Annotated in this window: 16 protein-coding genes and 1 pseudogene; 6 read left to right on the top strand and 11 right to left on the bottom strand. The window is 39.6% G+C overall.

Going from position 1 to position 19,962, the window contains the following annotated elements:
- Nucleotides 1-62 precede the first annotated feature (62 nt).
- Nucleotides 63-1,292 carry a glycosyltransferase gene (locus H5160_RS18230; RefSeq protein ID WP_182738267.1) on the bottom strand — a complete coding sequence of 410 codons (1,230 nt, stop codon included), beginning with the start codon at nt 1,290-1,292 and terminating at the stop codon, nt 63-65.
- Nucleotides 1,289-2,284, bottom strand: coding sequence for a LacI family DNA-binding transcriptional regulator (locus tag H5160_RS18225; RefSeq protein ID WP_182738265.1), 996 nt, complete (start codon nt 2,282-2,284; stop codon nt 1,289-1,291). Before H5160_RS18225 ends, H5160_RS18230 begins: the two co-directional genes overlap by 4 nt.
- 166 nt (nt 2,285-2,450) lie before the next feature.
- On the opposite strand from H5160_RS18225, the gene H5160_RS18220 reads away from it, so the two are divergent.
- The 4 genes and pseudogenes from H5160_RS18220 (at nt 2,451) to H5160_RS18205 (ending at nt 6,448) form a co-directional block, all read left to right on the top strand.
- Nucleotides 2,451-4,910, top strand: coding sequence for a prolyl oligopeptidase family serine peptidase (locus H5160_RS18220; RefSeq protein ID WP_182738263.1), 2,460 nt, complete (start codon nt 2,451-2,453; stop codon nt 4,908-4,910).
- Nucleotides 4,911-4,961: 51 nt separating this feature from the next.
- Nucleotides 4,962-5,186, top strand: a pseudogene (locus tag H5160_RS18215) (alpha/beta hydrolase family protein); the annotation flags it as partial.
- A gap of 71 nt (nt 5,187-5,257) precedes the next feature.
- Nucleotides 5,258-5,875, top strand: coding sequence for a LysE family translocator (locus tag H5160_RS18210; protein WP_024595057.1), 618 nt, complete (start codon nt 5,258-5,260; stop codon nt 5,873-5,875).
- Nucleotides 5,876-5,956: 81 nt separating this feature from the next.
- A complete protein-coding gene (locus H5160_RS18205; protein WP_182692473.1) occupies nt 5,957-6,448 on the top strand; it encodes a DUF2798 domain-containing protein in 492 nt (163 codons plus the stop codon).
- A gap of 52 nt (nt 6,449-6,500) precedes the next feature.
- Here the strand turns inward: H5160_RS18205 and uvrA are convergent, their stop codons facing one another.
- Nucleotides 6,501-9,059 carry an excinuclease ABC subunit UvrA gene (uvrA, locus tag H5160_RS18200; RefSeq protein WP_182738260.1) on the bottom strand — a complete coding sequence of 853 codons (2,559 nt, stop codon included), beginning with the start codon at nt 9,057-9,059 and terminating at the stop codon, nt 6,501-6,503.
- Between the two features lie 268 nt (nt 9,060-9,327).
- Here uvrA and H5160_RS18195 point away from each other — a divergent pair, with 268 nt between their 5' ends.
- A complete protein-coding gene (locus H5160_RS18195; protein ID WP_182738258.1) occupies nt 9,328-9,732 on the top strand; it encodes a hypothetical protein in 405 nt (134 codons plus the stop codon).
- Nucleotides 9,733-9,745: 13 nt separating this feature from the next.
- Here the strand turns inward: H5160_RS18195 and H5160_RS18190 are convergent, their stop codons facing one another.
- The 3 genes from H5160_RS18190 to H5160_RS18180 are packed head-to-tail and all read right to left on the bottom strand — an operon-like array spanning nt 9,746 to nt 13,453.
- Nucleotides 9,746-10,534, bottom strand: a complete 789-nt coding sequence (locus tag H5160_RS18190) for a LytTR family DNA-binding domain-containing protein (protein WP_182738256.1) — start codon at nt 10,532-10,534, stop codon at nt 9,746-9,748.
- Entirely contained in the window at nt 10,531-11,571 is a 1,041-nt protein-coding gene (locus tag H5160_RS18185; RefSeq protein ID WP_182711699.1) for a sensor histidine kinase, read from the bottom strand. The genes H5160_RS18190 and H5160_RS18185 overlap by 4 nt, the downstream gene beginning before the upstream one ends.
- Before the next feature lie 28 nt (nt 11,572-11,599).
- Nucleotides 11,600-13,453 carry a CIA30 family protein gene (locus tag H5160_RS18180; RefSeq protein ID WP_182738254.1) on the bottom strand — a complete coding sequence of 618 codons (1,854 nt, stop codon included), beginning with the start codon at nt 13,451-13,453 and terminating at the stop codon, nt 11,600-11,602.
- Nucleotides 13,454-14,505: 1,052 nt separating this feature from the next.
- Between H5160_RS18180 and H5160_RS18175 the strand changes: the two genes are divergently transcribed.
- Nucleotides 14,506-15,483: a helix-turn-helix domain-containing protein gene (locus H5160_RS18175; protein WP_182711697.1), complete on the top strand. Its 978-nt coding sequence runs from the start codon at nt 14,506-14,508 to the stop codon at nt 15,481-15,483.
- 362 nt (nt 15,484-15,845) lie between these two features.
- Here H5160_RS18175 and H5160_RS18170 read toward each other — a convergent pair whose 3' ends face one another.
- The 5 genes from H5160_RS18170 to H5160_RS18150 all read right to left on the bottom strand — a co-directional run bounded on the left by H5160_RS18170 (nt 15,846) and on the right by H5160_RS18150 (nt 19,666).
- Nucleotides 15,846-16,772, bottom strand: a complete 927-nt coding sequence (locus tag H5160_RS18170) for a DMT family transporter (protein WP_182738252.1) — start codon at nt 16,770-16,772, stop codon at nt 15,846-15,848.
- Nucleotides 16,773-16,873: 101 nt separating this feature from the next.
- Nucleotides 16,874-17,581, bottom strand: coding sequence for an AraC family transcriptional regulator (locus H5160_RS18165; protein WP_024597340.1), 708 nt, complete (start codon nt 17,579-17,581; stop codon nt 16,874-16,876).
- Between the two features lie 310 nt (nt 17,582-17,891).
- The gene (locus H5160_RS18160; RefSeq protein ID WP_310736676.1) at nt 17,892-18,236 is read right to left on the bottom strand and encodes a sulfotransferase; all 345 of its coding nucleotides are present in this window, start codon (nt 18,234-18,236) and stop codon (nt 17,892-17,894) included.
- A gap of 35 nt (nt 18,237-18,271) precedes the next feature.
- The gene (locus H5160_RS18155; protein WP_182711695.1) at nt 18,272-18,877 is read right to left on the bottom strand and encodes a hypothetical protein; all 606 of its coding nucleotides are present in this window, start codon (nt 18,875-18,877) and stop codon (nt 18,272-18,274) included.
- A gap of 42 nt (nt 18,878-18,919) precedes the next feature.
- Entirely contained in the window at nt 18,920-19,666 is a 747-nt protein-coding gene (locus H5160_RS18150; protein ID WP_182716833.1) for a glycoside hydrolase family 19 protein, read from the bottom strand.
- Nucleotides 19,667-19,962: the final 296 nt, after the last annotated feature.

Below are 19,962 nucleotides of genomic sequence, written 5' to 3'. Positions count from 1 at the left end.
TAAAACTGCCCACGTTTGATGGGCGCGATTTTAAACACTAATTGGTGTGTGTCTAGTCATTTTTAATCTAATTTTTTATTTTTTTCAGCTATCCATTGCGACATGTATTGAGTGCTGCGCATTGTATGATGTTTGAGCATTTGGCCTGTAAAGTTTTTTTCGCGATGAGCCTCTAAATCGCTACTTATTGAATCGATTTTTTTAATTAACACCGTACTCAATTGTGCTTTATCGTAAAGCGTATTAAGGAGCGTGTTGCCATCTTGCTGCGCTTGTTCAAAGTCACTTTGATTGGTGTACATTTCAACAGCAGCATTGGCAAAATCGTCGGCGGTGTTGGCTATTTTACCAGGCCATGGTAAATCGTTATGCATGCCCTCTGCACCAATATAGGTGGTAACGCTGGGTGTTTGCATAATCATGGCTTCAAGTAATTTACCTTTAATGCCTGCACCAAAACGAAGTGGTGCTAAACATACGCGTGCGCTTTGCATTACATCAAACGCATTATCGGCCCAGCCTTTTATTAAAAACCCTGTTTTAGGGTTATTTAGTGCCGTGGCTTTTGGTGGTGGGTAGGAGCCATAAATATGTAGTTCTGCTTTTGGGAGTTGCTTGCGAATAAGTGGCCATATTTTTTGTAAGTAAAGTACAGCATCCCAGTTTGGTGCGTGTCTAAAGTTACCTATGGTCATAAAGTGCTGGCGCTGCTCAAACGTTTTTGTACTTGTAGGCAGTGAGCTTAAATCGACCATAAATGGTAAATGGTGTAATAAGCTTGGCTCTATTTTAAATACGCTGTTTAGCAGGCTCATTTCATAACTTGAAATAATTAAGCTTAGGTCGCAGCGTAAAATAGCGGCAATTTCTCGTTTTGCTATGTCTGAGTGTAAATCGCTGGTTGTAAACTCGCGCTCACCTTTAAAGGCTTCGTGGCGAGCGTTACGCAAACATTGTAAATCTTCGGTATCTAATATTTTAATGGCATTTGGGCAATGTTTATCGATGCGCCAGCCAAATTGTTCTTCCATCATAAAACGGTCAAACATGACTATGTCTGGGTTATAAGCTTTAACGTATTCGTCAAAGCTATCGCAGTTTAGTGCAATGCTTTGGCTGGTTATACCAAAGTCGTCAAGGTTTACCATGTGGTCGGTGCGCTGCGCGGGCGTTGCAAATTCAACGTCCCAGTTTTGCGCTCTAAATGCATTTAATAACGACATCATGTGCGTTCCCGCAGCAGACGAATTTGGCTCTGGCCATACGTAGCCAATTACCAGCACTTTTTTCATTGGCTAGAATCTCTAATTTGTAAGTTTACATTTACCAGTGTTTTTACTGGCGGGGCTGTATTTTGTAGTAGCTCTTGGAGTATTAAAAGGCACCGCTTAGCTATATCAGTTGTACTAATAGCCACGGTGGTTAAGTGATTATTTATAACCGCGCTATTAGGAATGTGGTGGCAACTCACTACTTTAATAGAGTGATGAGTTAATGAGTTAATAGCGGCAATAACACCTTGAGCAATAATATCGTTTGCACACACCACTGCGTTTAATGTGGGGTTGTGTTTATATGCTTCTATAAATGCATTTTTAGCGCTAAGGGCTGTGTTTACTGCGCAGTCAATGGGTGCTAATGGTGTAATGCTGTGCTGCGCGCATGCGGTATTAAAGCCACTTTGCAGTGCTTGTGAATCACTTAAAGTAAGTTCACTGCTTATAAATGCTATGTTTGTCACGCCTTGTGCGAGTAAATGCATACTGGCTACGTGGCTGGCTTTTTTATAGTCGGGTAATACACACGGAGCTGCGCTAAAGGGCACTTCACTCATTAAGGTAATTACTTTGTGTTGCGCGCTGAGCGCATCAAGCCATTTGGGGCAAGTATTAGCAACGGGGCAAATAATAAATGCAGCCGCGTTGTATTCTTTTAAGTTTTTAACTGCGTTTGCTTGTAGCTCAAGGCTATTATTACTGCTTACAATCATGGCTTGTAAGCCATTGTCGTTTAACAAAAGTTCTAAGCTGGTAGCAAGGTGTGCCATAGCTGGGTTAGTTAAATCATTTATTACTAAGGCCACTAAGTTAGAGCGTTTTGAGCGCATAGCAGCGGCATCACGATTATAAACGTACCCTAGCTCATCTATCGCTTTGAGTATTTTCTGTTTACTTTTATTGCCCACTTTATCGCTTTGGGTAAGCACCAACGATACGGTTGATTTTGATACACCAGCACGCTCTGCAACATCAAAAATGGTGACTGATTTGGCTTTGTTATGCATTGTATTTTAAGTACCGCAGTGGTGAATAAATAGCGCTGTAGTTTAGCTTAATCAGCACTATTAAGTCATCTTTTAGAGGTGTATAACTTACCTTAATACTTTATGAACAAAGCAAAACGTGTTTATATACGCCTATAAGAGTAAAAAATAACAAAAGGATAAAAACATGAGCGCTTTTAGGCTGTTAGTTGTCTTTGTTTGTTGTGCGGCATTAGTCCCAACAAGTTACGCCGAGCAGGGCTATCAAACCCCATCACCCGAACTTGCAGCATTGGTTGACGCTAAGTTAGCACCCACTAGTTACTTATCGAGCGATGGCCAGTGGCTAGCGCTTTTTGAGCGCAAACGTGTAGTAACCCTTGATGAACTTGCAAAAGAAGAGCTTAAGCTTGCAGGTATTAAGCTAAACCCCGCTAATTTTTCGCGCTCTCGTGTGAGTGCCAAATTTAGTGCCGTGGAGCTAAAGCATGTTCAAAGCGGGTCGGTTATTAGCATTAACAACTTACCTAATGGCATTATCCGCTCACCTAAATGGTCATCTAATAGTAAATATTTAGCCTTTGTTGTTGAGCAACCAACCCAAGCCAACTTATGGCTTTACAGCGTTGAAACCAAACAAGCAAAAGAGTTAACTAGTGCTGCGTTAAATTCGGTACTAACTGCATCGCCATATAAATGGCTGCCAGATAGCAGCGCCATTGTTGCAAATCTTGCTGTTAATTTTGGTAAACCAAGGCTTGAAAATAACAGCCAAAATGTAGTGCCTGTTATTCAACAAAGTACTGGCGAAAAAGCGCCAGCACGTACTTACCAAAATTTATTAACCAGCCCGTTTGATGAATCACAGTTTAAGTTTTACGGCCAAGGGCAATTGGCTTACATAACGCTTGATGGCAATACTCAAGCAATAGGTAGCCCTTCTTTATTTAAATCGTTTTCAGTATCACCTGATTCTACCAATATTTTAGTTGCCGGTATTAATGAGCCGTTTTCGTATCAAGTGCCTTACAGCCGCTTTGCAAGCACGTGGCAAATATGGGGCATGCGCGGCTATGCATTAGCAGAGCTGGCAAAACAGCCACTTGCCGATAATATTCCACAAGGTTACGACAGTGTAAGCACTGGCCGCCGTGATTTTGAATGGCGAGCCGATCAAGGTGCTGAAGTTATTTGGGCCGAGGCGCAAGATGGCGGCGACATGAAAACCGACGTTGAGCATCATGATTATGTTTACAGCTTACGTGCACCATTTAAACGCGAGCCTAAATTATTTGCCAAAGTAGAGCGCCGTTATGCGGGAATGGAGTGGGGCAACGAAAACGTAGCAATGCTGACAGACTGGCGCTTTAGCGATCGCCAAGTACGTACTTACATAGTGCAACCACGAAATGCCGACAGAAACCGCGTGCTATTTTCAGAGCGTAGTTACAACGATGCGTACAAAGACCCAGGTAATGCAATTTACGAGCGCAATGATTTAGGCGCAAACGTAATTAAAATTGTAGGCGGGCGTTATATTTACCTGCGCGGTAATGGTGCTTCAGAGCAAGGTAATGTGCCGTTTTTAGATAGGTACGATGTTAAAACAAATAGCAGCAAGCGTTTATGGCAATCAGAAGCGCCATACTACGAGCGTGTACGCGCACTGCTTGACGACGAAGGTGAGCGATTTATTACTATTCGTGAATCTAAAACTGAGCAACCTAACTTTTTTATACGTGATTTAGAGAACGACACGTTAACGCAATTAACGACATTTGAGCACCCGTACCCTGCATTTAAAGGCGTAACTAAAGAGCAATTACGTTATAAACGCGATGACGGTGTTGAGCTTTCGGGCACGCTTTATTTACCACCAGGGTACGATAAAACACAAGGCCCGTTACCGATACTTATGTGGGCTTATCCACTTGAATACAAAGATAAAGCCGTTGCATCGCAAGTACGCGAATCGCCTTATGCGTTTACCTACATTGGTTATTGGGGCCCAATGCCTTACCTTGCTAAAGGGATTGCCGTGTTTGACGACCCTAAAATGCCAATAGTGGGTATTGATGGCAGCGAGCCAAACGATAACTTTAGAAAGCAGTTAGTATCAAGTGCGCAAGCAGCTGTTGATGTATTAGTTAAAAAAGGCATTGCCGATAAAAACAAAATTGCCATAGCAGGGCACTCGTATGGTGCATTTATGGTTGCTAACTTATTGGCTCATAGCGATTTATTTAAAACAGGTATTGCCCGCAGTGGCGCGTATAACCGCACATTAACACCGTTTGGTTTTCAAGGAGAAGAGCGTGATTTTTGGCAAGCACAAAGTGTGTACGCTGATATGTCGCCGTTTTTCCATGCTGAAAAAATTAACGAGCCAATGCTAATGATCCACGGCCAAGAAGATCCTAATTCGGGCACTTTCCCAATGCAAAGTGAGCGCATGTACGCAGCCCTTAAAGGTTTAGGTAAAGATGCTCGCTTAGTGATGCTCCCATATGAAGCACATGGTTACCGTGCGCGTAAAAGCTTATTGCATGTATTGTGGGAACAAGAACAGTGGTTAGATAAGTATTTGTTAAATGATACAGCAGAGCCAGTAGAGGTTATTACTGACTTGGTAAGTGCTGGGCAATAGATGCTTTTTACATATGGGGTACGGTGCAAGAAGACCCACCCTCAATCTCACGGCACTTTCCCAATGCAAAGTGAGCGCATGTACGCAGCCCTTAAAGGTTTAGGTAAAGATGCTCGCTTAGTAATGCTCCCTTATGAAGCACATGGTTACCGTGCGCGTAAAAGCTTATTACATGTGTTGTGGGAACAAGAACAGTGGTTAGATAAGTATTTGTTAAATGATACAGCAGAGCCAGTAGAGGTTATTACTGACCCCGTGGTAAGTGCCGGGCAATAGTAATAAAAATGAGTAAGCAACAGCGCGGCTACTTATAGCCACGTTTTTGCTTTTAATATGAGAGTAAATTAATGATTGATGTAGCAGCACTTGCGGTTTTTATTCCTACGTTCTTTTTTGTGTCGATAACGCCTGGTATGTGTATGACCCTTGCCATGACACTCGGTATGAGCATTGGCGTGCGCCGCACATTATGGATGATGATAGGCGAGCTGTTAGGTGTCGCAAGTGTTGCCATAGCTGCGGTATTAGGTGTTGCAAGCGTAATGCTAAATTACCCAGATGCGTTTGCTATTTTAAAGTGGGTAGGCGGTGCGTACTTAATTTATATTGGCGTTAACATGTGGCGAGCCAAAGGAAAAATGTCGGTCGATACCTCAAAACCAAGTGACGTAAGTAGGAAGTCGTTATTTACGCAAGGTTTTGTAACCGCAATTGCTAACCCTAAAGGGTGGGCGTTTATGATTTCACTACTGCCACCCTTTATAAGTGTTGAGCATGCTGTAGCCCCTCAGCTTTTAGTATTGCTTGGTGTTATAATGACCACCGAGTTTTTAAGTATGTTAGCTTACGCAACAGGCGGTAAAAGTTTACGTTTATTTTTAAGCCGTGGTGATAATATTAAATGGATGAACCGTATTGCTGGTAGCTTAATGGGGTTAGTTGGAATTTGGCTTATTTTTGGTTAGCTCAAAAAGTGGTTGATATTGTCAATTAATTTGTTATAGTTGATTTTGTCATCTATTTAACGCTTAAGGCATGCCCAAAAAATGAGTACACCCGTATCAGCAAACCCAGTAATGGTTGAGCCTAAAAAAACACCTGTAATTTATAAAATACTGGTTATGGTAAGTATTATTACCTTAATTGGCGGTACTCTAACTGGCATTATGACTTATGTGAATGTGGGTGTTACAGAGCATTTTTATGCAGATTGGTTTACCTCATTTATAAGTGCAGTATTGGTTATGGCGCCTGTTGGTTTTGTAATGATGACCTTAATGCATAAGCTAGTTAATAAGTTATTGCCTAGTAGTAGCGAGCTAAAACGTAATTTAGTGATTAGTGTTTTTATGGCGCTGATCATGGAGTCGGTTATGGCGTTTGTTACCGCTACTAATAATATTGGCTATGCAGATATGCGTGTATTTGTAACTGGATGGGCTGAAGGGTTATTAGCCGCATTACCAATAGGTTTAACTATAATGCTGATAATGTCGGTTACGGTAAAACCTAAAATAGAACGCTTTTTAAAAAGCTAATAACAAAAAAGAGCCATTGGCTCTTTTTTGTTATTTAGTGTTTACCTGCTCTTTAAATTGCACGATTCAAAAAAGGTGCTGTTCGGCTTATTTTAGATTGGGCTACCTCTGTAGGTTTACCTTGCGCTACAATTAAGCCGCCTTCTTCGCCAGCACCGGGTCCTACATCAATAACCCAGTCACTATTGCGGGCTACTTGCATATCGTGTTCAACCATAATGACGGTATTGCCAGCATCAACTAATTTATTTAACTGCGACATTAACATTGATACATCCGATGGATGCAGGCCTGTAGTTGGCTCATCAAGAATATAAAGTGTGTTACCGCGCTGCGTACGTTGCAGCTCCGTTGCTAATTTAATACGCTGCGCTTCACCGCCCGAAAGCTCAGTGGCAGGTTGCCCTAAACGTAAATACCCAAGACCTACTTGCATAAGTGCATCGAGTGATCGCAGTATTGCAGGCTCATTTTCAAAAAAGGTATATGCCGATTCAACCGTTAAATTTAGAATATCGCTGATGTTTTTATCACGATATGTAACCTCAAGTGTTTGCTCGTTATAACGTTTGCCATGACACACTTGGCAAGGTGAATAAACGCTAGGTAAAAACAGCAGCTCTATACTCACAAAGCCAACGCCTTCACAGTTTTTACAGCGACCTTTAGCAACATTAAACGAAAAGCGACCAGCATCATAACGGCGCTCTTTCGCTTTTTGGGTAGAAGCAAATAGTTTACGCACATGATCAAATAAACCCGTATAGGTAGCTAAGTTTGAACGAGGGGTACGGCCAATCGCTTTTTGATTTACGGTAATCAGGCGGCTTATATTATTTATTCCTTCAATGATTTTTCCGCTGGTGTGTGTTTGCAGCTCTTGTTCGAGTAAGTCGGCTTCGTCGGTTGGCGCTTCCGGTATTACTTTTTGCCCAAGTGCTTCGTAAACAAGTTCTACTAACGCTTGGCTTACTAGGCTTGATTTACCAGAGCCCGAAACACCAGTAACGGTTGTCATAACACCTAGTGGAAATTCTGCATTGAGCTTTTTAAGGTTGTTACGCTCAATATCTGCCAATTTTAACCACGCTTTTGGCTGCCTTTGCTCCTTTTTTTGCGCGCTGTTTTGAGTTGACTCTTGACTGGCGTTTTTAGCAAAAAGGTGACGACCGGTGTGCGAATTTTTTATTTTTCTTAGCCCTTCAACAGGGCCGCTGTAAATAATGTTGCCACCATGCACACCGGCATCAGGGCCTACATCAACAATCCAATCAGCATGTTCAACAACGCTAACATCGTGTTCAACAACAAATACAGAATTGCCAGCCGCTATTAGCTCATCAAGCGCTTTTAAAAGTGCTTGAGTGTCTGCAGGGTGTAAACCCGCTGAAGGTTCATCTAACACGTAAACTACCCCAAATAATTTAGAGCGAATTTGTGTGGCAAGTCGCAATCGTTGTAGCTCTCCGGGTGAGAGCGTTGGCGTTGTACGCTCAAGCGACAAGTACCCTAAACCAAGCATGGTTAGTGCTTCAATACGAGTGAGAATGTCACTGGCAATGCGCTGCGTAACAATGGCTTGCTCTGGATTTTTTGTATTCTTATTTACTTTGGTGCTGGCGGCATTACTTAATTTTTTAGCAAGTTCGTTTAATGTAAGTTGAGATAGCTCGCCAATATCGAGCCCTGCAAATTTAACACTTAACGATGCTTGTTTTAATTTTTTACCTTGGCAAGTAGGGCACTGCGATATTTGCATAAACTGTGATACGCGCTTTTTAGTACGCGGGCTTTGGGTAGTGGCAAAAGACTGTAAAACAAAGCGTTTAGCGCTTGAAAAAGTTCCCATGTAGCTTGGATCTTCGTTATTTTTTATCGCATTTTGTGTTTGCTCATAGGTGTAATCTGGGTATACCGGCACACTAGGTGTTTCGTCGGTAAATAAAATCCAATCCCGTGCTTTTTTAGAAAGTTTGTTCCAAGGTGTGTCTATGTCATAACCAAGCGAGGTAAGTATACGGCTTAGGTTTTTACCTTGCCATGCTGGTGGCCACGCTTCAATGGCGCGCTGGCGAATAGTTTTTGTATCATCTGGCACAAGTAGCTTTTCGGTTACTTCAAACACTCGGCCTATTCCTGAGCATTCTGGGCACGCACCTTGTGGCGTATTCGGCGAAAACGCATCGGCATATAAAATACTCTGCCCAGCTGGGTAATCGCCAGCACGAGAGTAAAGCATGCGTAGCGCGTTAGAAATAGTTGTTATGCTGCCAACGGATGAGCGAACCGAGGGTGCGCCGCGTTGCTGCTGCAAAGCAACGGCAGGCGGTAGCCCTTCAATAGAATCAACATCGGGTTCATCAACTTGATCTATCAACCTTCGGGCGTAAGGCGATACTGAATCAAGATAGCGGTGCTGCGACTCAGCAAACAGCGTTCCAAACGCAAGCGACGATTTTCCAGAGCCCGATATTCCTGTAAAAACAACCAATGCGTTACGAGGTAAATCAACGTCTACATTTTTCAAGTTGTGAACGCGTGCCCCTCTTACTTGAATGCTGTTACTGGGATCAGATAAATCCGTTGTTGAGTTTTTATGTGTGCTTGCCATACGTTTATACTCCTGTTTAATCGCGCTTTTTACTTTAAGTTAGCTTTGAATTATTTACTCTTATCACTCGTTATTACCTCAAAGTAGCGCAAGCACACTGAATGAGCGCTTAGTCTGTAGTGGCGCAGCCAAAGCGCTGGATAAAATTGTGATGATTGTTTGTTTACATAATAGGTATGGAATGCGAATATAATTTAAACAGTTATTGTTATGTAATTTATTAGGTAATTTACTAGGTATTTTACTAGGTAATAAAAAGGAACTCACAGTGAAGAAAGCCTTAGTGATCATTTTATTGGTGCTTTCGTGGGCAAGCCAAGCCGACTCTATCAAAGCGCTAAATGTTGACCGTGCAGTACCAAATAGCATGCACTTATCGTTTGCAAACAATAGCAACATAACCCCTAAAAAAGGGGATTTTAAAATCGTTAATTATGTATTAATGAGCAATGAAGAGGGCGAACGCTGGGCTGTTATAACGCTAACTAACTTATCGTCGGGCAATCGAGAATTAGGCGAGGAGCACTTACTTGCACTTTTTGCTGACGGCAGCCGATTTATGCCAATGGAATTTAAACTCGGTTTTAAAGGCAACGAAACACAATCGGTAACTGTATCGTTTGCCGATTATAAATTCCCTATTTTAAGTGTGTATTCGAGTAACGACCAGTAGCATATTGGATAAGTTAAATATGCAGCAATTGCTTTAACTTATCTGCGCCGGCTCTGCTGGTGCTTAGTTCAGATTTAATATCGTCATTTACAATCACCATAAGTTTGCCATTAAACCAGCGCTGTATTTCTTTAATGTGGTCAATATTAACCAAATAACTGCGGTGGATTCGTACAAAGTTATGTGCTGCTAAAGCATGCTCAAGCTGATCAAGTGTATCGCTTAAATGATGAAATGTATCGCCATTCCACGCCAAACTATTGCCCTGCTCCGATTTAATAAATTTAATATTACTAGGGGAGAGTAAAAATATCCGCTCACCGTTTTTACTAATGAGCTTATTTATAGTGTTTTTGGTTAATGTAAACGTTTGCTCGTTGGGTTCGTGATTGACTAGGGTATGTGCACGTTGTTGCTCTAGTTGCTGCTGCGCTTTGGCGAGAGCTTTTTTTAGCCTAGCAATAGGAAAAGGTTTGAGTAAGTAGTCAGTTGAGGCGTGCTCAAAAGCTTCAATAGCAAATTGGTCATACGCGGTTGTGTAAATAATAATGGGCTGGTAGTTAAGTAAATCAATAAGCTCAAGGCCGTTAATTTCAGGCATTTGAATATCAAGTAATACCACATCAGGGGTCAACTCATTGATTAATGTAATAGCCTCTTTGCCATTTGTAGCCATAGCCACCACTTCAACATGCTCCATTAAACTTAATTGATGGCTTAATTTTTCGCGAGCGGGAAGCTCGTCATCGGCAAATAATACGCGCATTTTAGTAATAGTATGTTGCTGTTTTTTGCTGTTCATAGTGCTAGCTCCAACGTAACCACTGCACCATTATTATTGCTCAGTAGTACCTTACTTTTACCAAGTTGTTTGACGCGCTTGAGTATGTTTTTCATCCCTACACCATTGCCATGCCCGTGCTTTATTACATCGCTCGAAAAACCCTTACCATTATCGCTAATTTGTATTTTAACGCCGTTTGGAAGCTCACTCAGGGTTATATTAAGTATTAGAGAAGTTTGGTTGGCGTTGTGTTTAATGGCGTTTTCAATAATTGGCTGAATAAGTAGCGGTGGTAGCGATATGTCTTTAAGCCTATTGGGAATATGGTAATTAACCTGAAGTTTATCGCCAAAGCGTGCTTTTTCAATATTTAAGTATTTTTCTATTATTGTAAGCTCTTGCTGTAAAGGTATTTGCTGTTGCTCGGCGGTATCAAGGGAGTACCTTAAAATATCAGCAAGTTCATGCAGTACTTCATCGGCTAAATCAGGGTTTGTATGAATATAGGCCGAAATTGTATTTAAGCTATTAAACATAAAATGAGGGTTTAGCTGATATCGTAATGTAGCAAGTTGGGCTTGTTTAAGTGCGTGTTTTTCGGCTGTTGCGCGTTTTTTGTTTTCAATAAAAATACTGGTAAAGTAAATACACGATCCCCAAAGTAAGCCGTTAAATACAACAAATACTCCCATCGATTTATGCCCATCAAAAAGCTGTGTGAGTAATATATCGGTAAGCACATTACCAAGTGCCATAAATACAACTGCAATTAACCATTCAAATGCTATTTTGTTAATGTGTTTATTGCGAAGGTAAAAAATAACTGCTGCCGCACTCCAAACAGGAACCCAGTAAAAAGTTACGAACCACACAGATGCAGCGAGTGCACTACCAGTAGTAAAGGGGGCGGAGTTCGCGATTATTAGCCCAAGGGCATAAGCAATATCTACAATAAGTAGAGTAAAAAAGCTGTATTTATAAAATGGATGTTTGAGCATAGTATGTGCTTCTTTTTGTAAGTGATTAAACCATAACAAAAAACAGTCAAAACCCAAATGATTTTGTGTTTTGACTGCTACTCATTTAAAAGTAAGTTAGCTCTTTGATTTGTAGTGTGTTTTTTAATGACTCAATGCTTGCGCCTGGTATTTTACGCCACATTAAGTTAACCCCAGTTAATTCTGTTGCCGACCACGTAACTGGGCTACCAAAACCAAATTGTTTAAGTGTAGTGAAGGGAATATCAAGCGTGGTCCATTCATCGCGCGGCTTTAAAAGTACACTAAAGTGATCCCAATCTTTTACATCACTATGATAAACAGACAAAGCAAAAGGCGTGGTAGACCCTTTATACGTTAAGCGCAGACCTTTAAATGCTGAAGCATCAGCCGGTGATGTAAATTTTATTTCAGCGCCTGCCCACGCGCCAAAGCTTGTTGGCTTTGTAATGGTTGTATCTATAGTTAAGCTATTTTTATGCGTGGTAAGCGTTGCCACAGACTGACCACCCATTACCGAGTCGCTTAAGGCTTGCCATGGTGTATCACCGGTAAAATCATCAATAACATGCTGCGCTTGGCTGCTTTTAATTACTTCATTACAAGTGGGGCCTTGTGGCTTTATGGCTTTGTTTTGAGCAATAAGCGCTGGGCGGTCTACTTGTATACCTGCTTTATAAACCTCTGAGATTGTGTGAATATGGTTTATATCATCAAGTGGGTTTTGCTTAAGCAGTATAAAGCTTGCCTCAAAGCCTTTAGCAAGCTTACCAATACTATCTGCTTTATTGATCGCTTGTGCGCCGTTAACCGTTGCCGCATTAATTATTTCACCATTAGTTAGGCCCGCTTTTTTAAGTGCATCTAACTCGTTATGTAACCCTGTTCCATGGATTGTGTATGGGTTTCCGGCATCTGAGCCGGTGCCTATAGTGATATTAGCTTTATGTAACTTTTGAATATTTGCATAAGCGGTTTTACGTTCACTCCATGCGTGTTCTTTCCATTTTGAAGGCGCAGGCACATTTTCAAACAAGCACTCTTGAAGCTTTTCGGGAATGGTTTTTAGTAACTCGTTTTGTGAGCTAATAGTATGGTTATGCTTTTCATCGCTATGGTTGTGGTACACCGCAAGGGTAGGAATGTAGGTTACATTATGCTGTTTCATTAGCGTAATAAACTCATCATCTATCGCTTCGCTATTAATACCGTGGGCTAAAGCCGTTGCACCGGCCTTAATAGCGCGTTTGCCATCATCTAGTGTAGAAACATGCACAAAATACGGTAAATTAGCCGCTTTAGAGCGCTTACCTAGCTCGCTTAATTGGCTATCAGTTAACGATTTACCCACACCGCCAAAGGTTTCTATAACCGCTTTAGTTACATGTGGATTAGTGCTTATATGTTTTTTCCATAGTGCAGCTATGTCTTCATCTTTTGCAATTTCGTATGCGTGGCCGCCAAACTGCGTGCCATGCCCGCCAGGGTTAGTAAACAAAGTACCCGCATAAAAAAGGTTAGGGGTTAGTTGGGCTTCTTTTAATTGAGCGGCTTCGTTTAGGGTTTGCTCAAACGAAAACAAATCAACAATGTTTGTTACGCCTAAATACAAATTAGAATTAAAGTGCGATTTAACGGGCAAATACTGAAACTCAGTAAAGTTACTACCCGATGAGCCCAAATGTACATGTAAATCAATTAAACCAGGTATTGCATATTGGTTGTTAGCATCAATAGTTTTATCTGCGTTTTGTAGTGGGTCGGTCGCTTTGGCAACGTTTACAATTTTACCATCGTCAATATAAAGCGAACTCGGCGCAGAAAAGCTTTGCGAATTACTTTGGTATACACGAATATTGTCGACTCGCAGGTCAATGGCATGCGCACTAAAGTGGCTTGTTAAACTCAGTGCTATAACTGTTTTTGTAATAATGTTCATGACTATATTCCTTATCAAAATAGGTATTTGGCGTTTTGTTGATAAGGAATTTAGCGAGTTTTTTAACCTGCTTCATTAATGTTTATCTGAATCGACATTATTTACCGTTGAACCGACACTAAAGTAAATAAACGTAGTGGTGCGCTCAGATTAACTGAACTAAATATTATGAATTAGCGATAGATCCCTTCGGCGGGTATGCCTATTTTAAGACAGGGTTTTAAAATTTAATCTTGTTTGAATGACTTTTAAAGGCGGCTAGGAGCGATTAACAGCCGCTCAAGCATCTTGTAATTGGAATCCATTTTTCTCTATAGCTGACGTTCGAACCTGCTTTACTAAAGCTAACTATTAGCCGAAAGCTGACATTAGTTTTTGTAAAAGAATAAACAGATTATTGGTAATTCAAACCAATATATACTGCATGTTTGAGGGGCTAGTGTAAGCTCGTTGCTGCCTTTGAACTTCCATCACTTGATGTTCATTTGAGCCTAAAGCAGTCAGTAATGAATTCGGTTTCAAGATCACTTTGTGAGTATAGAAGACGCTAGCATTTAATTTTTACACAGATTTCTAATGAATTAATCATGTCAAATTACTGAAAATTATTAATAATAATGTAAATTAACAACTTAAATCGAGCAACCGTTAGTCAACAAAATTGACCCATTACTAACATTCTTTTTTTGAGGTGGTTTAACTATGGATGCCCTAGTTATGCTATGGGTGATTTTAGCAATTAAACACTAAACTCTTCCCTAAGCGAGTGACAAAATTGGATCAAACGGGCACCTTTAAAGCTTTTGGGCTGGAAGACCTGCCTGATGGGGAAATTTTGCCATAGATTGACAGCTTAGTTATATTTAGGATGTCTAATTTGGTTCGTCTCTCAAAATGAAAAACTAACTTGCTAGCACCAAATAAAATGTTTAAATTTAGCTGTTTAGCCTAATTGCAACCGCTGGTTGACAAATTAACAACTTGACTTGCTGGTCTGCAACTACCTGACTTTCTATGCTTACCGCTCAACAACAAATGAAGGAATGAACTTTATGATTTTAGCAGAAAAGATTGTCAGATTAAGAAAACAAGTTGGTTGGTCGCAGGAAGAATTGGCTGAAAAGATGAATGTTTCTAGGCAGTCAGTGTCTAAGTGGGAAAGCACTAATAGCATACCTGATTTAAATAGGATAATTATGTTGGCGGAGCTTTTTGACGTATCTACTGACTTTCTACTAAGAGATGAGAATGAAGCTTTTGATTCTCATGATGAAAATAAAAAGCCTGATATCATTCAAATTAGTTTAGAACAAGCAGCAAAATATATTGAAAATAAGATGGAAGTGTCAGCCTTAATCACTAAAGGAGTTATACTTTGTTTATGCTCAGTAGTACCTTTGTTTTTCTTCTTGGCAATGGCTGAAACCAATCGATTGAACCTGACAGGCAATATCGCAGCAGCGATAGGAGTTGTGTGTATTGTAGTTATGGTCTCTATGGGAATAAATTTTTTTCTCAGAGCCAACCAATATGAAAGCGATATAGCGGTAATAGATAATGAAGCATTTGAATTAGCCTATGGTGTACATGGTGTTTTCAATGAAAAATTAACAAAGTTCAGACCTACCTATAATCGAAGATTATCGTTGGGTATATTTATGTTCATTATCAGTTTTGCACCTCTTATGTTTGCTAGTATGCTTTTCAGAGGCCCAAGTATAACTCTAATGATGCTAATTGTACTTATGCTCATCATAGCCGCTGGGATATACATTGTGTCTCCTGTTGCGGCTAAATACGAGGCTTATAACAATATTCTAAAAGATGGGCCTCTAGATACTGTAAAGAGTAGACGTGTAAAACGTGCTGAAAAACTCGCTGCATTCTACTGGCCTTTGCTAATCGCTATCTTTCTTGGTTGGAGCTTATGGACTATGGATTGGGGCGTAACTTGGATAATTTGGCCTGTAGGGGCTGTACTTTTCGCTGCACTGGTTGGATTAATGGAGTTGCTGGATAAAGAAGAGTGATGAACATGATATGCATCTTTATCAGCGATACAAAAACCTAATCTTAACCAGTAACTTTCTAATATGGCAGAGATTAGGGGGATACAAATAAGTCATCTAAATATAAATACTTGAACAACCGCTATGCTGGCATTTACGATCATCAATCTAGACCTAAATTCAAATACTATAAATGGCACTTTAGCGAAGTTCGGCTGTGAGCGTGAGGCAGACTGTGAGAAATTATGATGTATGAAGTCAATACTCGTCTCCTTGGTTATTACATTTTATGAACGTTCGTTACGAGCGTTCATGTTTTTTACTTTATATAAATGAATTATACCCTATGGTAAGCTTTTAAAAGCATTGTCAATGCTCTTAAGCTACATAGATTTAATAGGTACTCTTAATTGCTTTTGAGGTTTGATGGTTTGCATTAATAGGCATAGTGATACCAAAGCCACACCTATCCAACCAATTATCTTAAACCTTTCACCAATAACGAAAACGGCTAAAACAGTTGCAACTAATGGTTCTATTAAGGTAATTAATGTCGCTTTACTTGCATTTATATAATTCAAGCCAAAACTAAATAATAAGTATCCTAAAAACATTGGAATTACTGCCATATACAAAGATACCAATGCATTGGTTGCGCTTGAAAATAAGTTATCACCTGTAAACCATAATGAAGGGAGTAACAATAAAGCAGCACAACCAAACAGTCCTGACATTGACGATTTCGAATGAACTCCACTTTCAATTAAACTCCTTGCTGCCCATGAATAACCTGCATAGGTTAATCCAGCAATACACCCCAAAAGAATACCCAGGCTCTGTTGATTAATACTGTATGAAGGATCATTACTCTGATCTCTACCTAACGTTAATAAAGTAATACCTATAGCTCCAATAACAAAACTCAGTACCCATTCCAGTGATATATTTTTTTTACTAATTAGGCTTTCAAGGATTGCAGCAAAAAAAGGTGCCGTAGCAATTGAAACTACAGTGCCAATTGCAACACCTGATAAACGCATTGAAGTATAAAATGCTAATGGATAGATAGCGACAGAAGCGGCACCTAAAAGTAATACCTTAGGCTGTGAAATCATGAGCTTATAATCTATAAATAACGTTTTTCGTGCTGTAATAACAAGTAGCACTCCCCCTATTCCCATAGAGAATGCACCAATTGCAAACGAACTCACATCAGGGGAATAGCTTGCTGCGGTGCCTGTTGTTCCCCACAAAAAACTAGCAATAATGATAGCAATTACACCTTTAAAACTTCCGTGATGACTTTGCATAGTGATACCTGTTTTTTATTATTTCAATACAGAAATTGTATGCTAATGATGAAAGGAGTTTTTAACAATTAAGACGCTATCGTTGACAATAAAGACTAAGTTTACTTTTTGAATTTATTAGGTGGTAGGCCAAAGAATTGTGAAAACTTTCGGCTAAAGGCTGACGGCTCTTTGTAGCCTACTTTTTCACCAATGATTGATAGTGGATAATCTGTGTGTGTTAGTAAAGCTTGCGCTTTTTCCATACGAAGTTTGGTTACGTATTTCATCACAGTCATATTTGTTTGTTGCTTAAATAGTTTCTTAAACTGCGTTTCGCTTAGAAAAGCAGATTCAGCCAGGCGTTTAATGTGAAGTTGCTCTGCAATATTTTGCTCTATGAAGGATATTGCTGTACCAATACGGTTATCTACTTTTGGCAATAAAGGTTGCTCTGCAAGCAGTAAACTGAACATTTCAAACATCGCCTGTTCTAATTGAGCATTAACTTTATTTTCTAATTGGTTTTCGATAAAGGTTAAGTAACTTTTAAGGGATGAGTTAATTGCAAAAACAATACAGTGAGAAGATGAAATATTTAGGGGTAGGTTTTTCATGTCCACAACTACAAATCTAGCTTCAGTATCTGCAGTGAACAAGTGCTCTTCATTGGCTTTAACTACAACACATTCACTTGGCGCAACTTTACCATTGAAATCACCAACGCATATATTTATGACACCACGTAAAGGTAAAACCAATTGATTAAAGTGATGTGAGTGACGGGTTGGTTTTGTGCTATAAGAACGAATGGATAATAGATTTTTCATAATAACAGAAATGTATGGCCTTATTTCATCCTGATTTTGGTTATACATAGTAGAGCAATGGATGACAAAGTGAAGTGTTAGTTTTATTGGCTCTTTAACTTAAACCTCAATGACTGCAATGGTGGCTTAGCAGTCCCACTAAAGGCTTTGAAAGGTAATATCTGCTGTTGGCATTCTCCGCCACTCCACAACACAAAATGTTGATAATAATTGGCAAGGTATTTTACTGTGTCGGATGGCGCTTCGCTTATCCGACCTACACTTACACAAAGCCTCTTATTTGGCGTCTCTTACCGGTAAAATAAAGCGTTTACTCAATATTTATACCTTGCTTTAAAAGGTACTCCACTGTTTTATTAGTATGTGGCTTAAATGCTTTCCAACGGCCGATTGCTTTATTGTTAAGTGGTTGGCGTACTTGTACTTTACTGGCGGTAGAGACCGGTGCGGTGTTTAAGTGAAAGTCTATACACTGTGCTTGCCATTCTAAATTACAAAAGCTAACTAGCTCTTTTATTTGCTGCTCGGGCTGGGCGACTAGTTTTTCGTATTTTACTAATTTTATATTGCTATGCAGGGCGCTAAAGTGCTGCATGAGTTTATAAAAGCGGCTATTTAAAAAAGATAAATCCCCCATACTGGGGGCATTTATCACATTAGTATATGACCTTAATATAATTACTAGCGATGTTATTTTGAATTGGAAATTACTGGCCACTCGTCAACTAAAATGCCATTACCACAATCGTTGTCTGCATGTATTAAATTAGGTTTTAGATTAATCAGTTGTGGGAACGAAATGGTGTAATTGACCTTATAACCGCAAGAGCCAAAAGCAGAGTATAAGCGCAGAGACTTTAATTCATTCCCTATTTCACTAACTTCAATACTGCCGGTAATTAAATTAGTTTGCTTTAGCTCCCACTTATTATCAATAAAAGTAGGTTCTGACCAAGTTATGGGGTAAGCCATGTTAGTTAACGTCTTGACATAATAGGTCAAGTAACTGTCTTGATATGCTCCAGTGTTGCAAGCTAATGCAAGCAATTTATCACCCGAACTTAGCTTAAAAACTGAGACAAATCGATTGTTATGATGTTCGTCTTTGATAGAACAGTTGTCGTTTTTATTTAGTGAGCCAAGAAGCTTTTTTTGAGTTAATAGCTCAAAATCTAGAGGCAACTTTTGACCAGAGGGTATCTGCATTTTTAAGGGTTTATTATTCTTAATATCTGCATTGAGTGAAGCGGCATTAACATGCGAGCATAATAAAAAGATCATAACAAATAAGGTCATATTTAATTTCACCAAGAGTTAATCCATAAAAGTATATGTGTATTAAGCTAACGCTACATTTGTTGAGAATAATAACTTTTCAAATTCAAATGTACCTCGTGACGCTTTCAATAGTCGCTCAAAAATTATAGCGTCATTAGCAATCTCTAAAGCGTGATCTTGACCATTAATTATTCTCCTAGCTCCAATATAATTAGAAGTTGCACCTGATATAAATTGGCCTAGCTTCGCTTTAGCAAATAAACCTTCTCGCATGCCATAAGACATTATTGCATATGCAATTTTATGATTAAGTGCTAGGTCTGGATTTATATAGAGCTTATCTCCAAGCCCTAAAGCATCGCCAACCTTTTTATAATTATAATCCCATGTTAATTGTACATAACCCCTTCCGTAATATATGTTTTTTTCTACAGTTGAAGTAGTTGGAACATCGTGTACGCTACCATACAGCTTACCTTTTCCTTTTCCCCACTCTTTAATTGGTTTCCAGGTACGTCCGCACTCACGTTTTACTGTCGCTAACATGTAAGCAATCCATCGGATATCGGTAATGTGAGGATCCATTACACACTCAATCAAGAGTTTTTTTAGATCATTAAATGCTTGCTCATTAGGGAACTGCTTTTTATATATTTTAATGAAGTGTTCATAATCAATAACTTGAACTTGATTTAAAAGGGCAGCTTCTTTGTGCTTTTTTAGAAAGTTCTGACTTAATGAGGCTACAAGTGCTTTGTGAGTTAAATCATCAGGTATAACTTTTTTACTTGGGTGTTTATTACCCAATGCAGCGGATTGAAATAGCTTTAGTTGCTCTTCAGTTTTACTACCATAATATCCATCGGGCTTTAGTACTTTTTTACCGAAATACTTTTTTGTGGTACCTAATAAAAGCCTTTGTAGTACTAAAACATCTAGTGGGGCATTCCTAGCACCGTGACCAACACTATTAGTTAACCTTGTATGGATAATAAACCCATAAATTAATTAATACTTTAACCAAGTTCGGGTAATGTGAGGCCCAAGCTTTGGCTGCAACCAAAGCCTTTTATACAGTAGTTCGATTGATTGAAGGCTCCTCT

It is taken from the genome of Pseudoalteromonas sp. SG43-4 (assembly GCF_014164325.1).
Taxonomy (GTDB): domain Bacteria; phylum Pseudomonadota; class Gammaproteobacteria; order Enterobacterales; family Alteromonadaceae; genus Pseudoalteromonas; species Pseudoalteromonas distincta.
The sequence above is the reverse complement of the archived record's forward strand: the minus strand, read 5'-3'. Positions and strand labels throughout refer to the sequence as shown.

Excerpts from the sequence above, each read along its gene's own strand:
- uvrA (WP_182738260.1), bottom strand. The coding sequence starts at position 9,059 with ATGGCAAGCACACATAAAAACTCAACAACGGATTTATCTGATCCCAGT.
- H5160_RS18225 (WP_182738265.1), bottom strand. The coding sequence starts at position 2,284 with ATGCATAACAAAGCCAAATCAGTCACCATTTTTGATGTTGCAGAGCGT.
- H5160_RS18220 (WP_182738263.1), top strand. The coding sequence starts at position 2,451 with ATGAGCGCTTTTAGGCTGTTAGTTGTCTTTGTTTGTTGTGCGGCATTA.
- H5160_RS18170 (WP_182738252.1), bottom strand. The coding sequence starts at position 16,772 with ATGCAAAGTCATCACGGAAGTTTTAAAGGTGTAATTGCTATCATTATT.
- H5160_RS18205 (WP_182692473.1), top strand. The coding sequence starts at position 5,957 with ATGAGTACACCCGTATCAGCAAACCCAGTAATGGTTGAGCCTAAAAAA.
- H5160_RS18180 (WP_182738254.1), bottom strand. The coding sequence starts at position 13,453 with ATGAACATTATTACAAAAACAGTTATAGCACTGAGTTTAACAAGCCAC.
- H5160_RS18210 (WP_024595057.1), top strand. The coding sequence starts at position 5,258 with ATGATTGATGTAGCAGCACTTGCGGTTTTTATTCCTACGTTCTTTTTT.
- H5160_RS18190 (WP_182738256.1), bottom strand. The coding sequence starts at position 10,534 with ATGAACAGCAAAAAACAGCAACATACTATTACTAAAATGCGCGTATTA.
- H5160_RS18175 (WP_182711697.1), top strand. The coding sequence starts at position 14,506 with ATGATTTTAGCAGAAAAGATTGTCAGATTAAGAAAACAAGTTGGTTGG.
- H5160_RS18230 (WP_182738267.1), bottom strand. The coding sequence starts at position 1,292 with ATGAAAAAAGTGCTGGTAATTGGCTACGTATGGCCAGAGCCAAATTCG.
- H5160_RS18165 (WP_024597340.1), bottom strand. The coding sequence starts at position 17,581 with ATGAAAAATCTATTATCCATTCGTTCTTATAGCACAAAACCAACCCGT.
- H5160_RS18155 (WP_182711695.1), bottom strand. The coding sequence starts at position 18,877 with ATGACCTTATTTGTTATGATCTTTTTATTATGCTCGCATGTTAATGCC.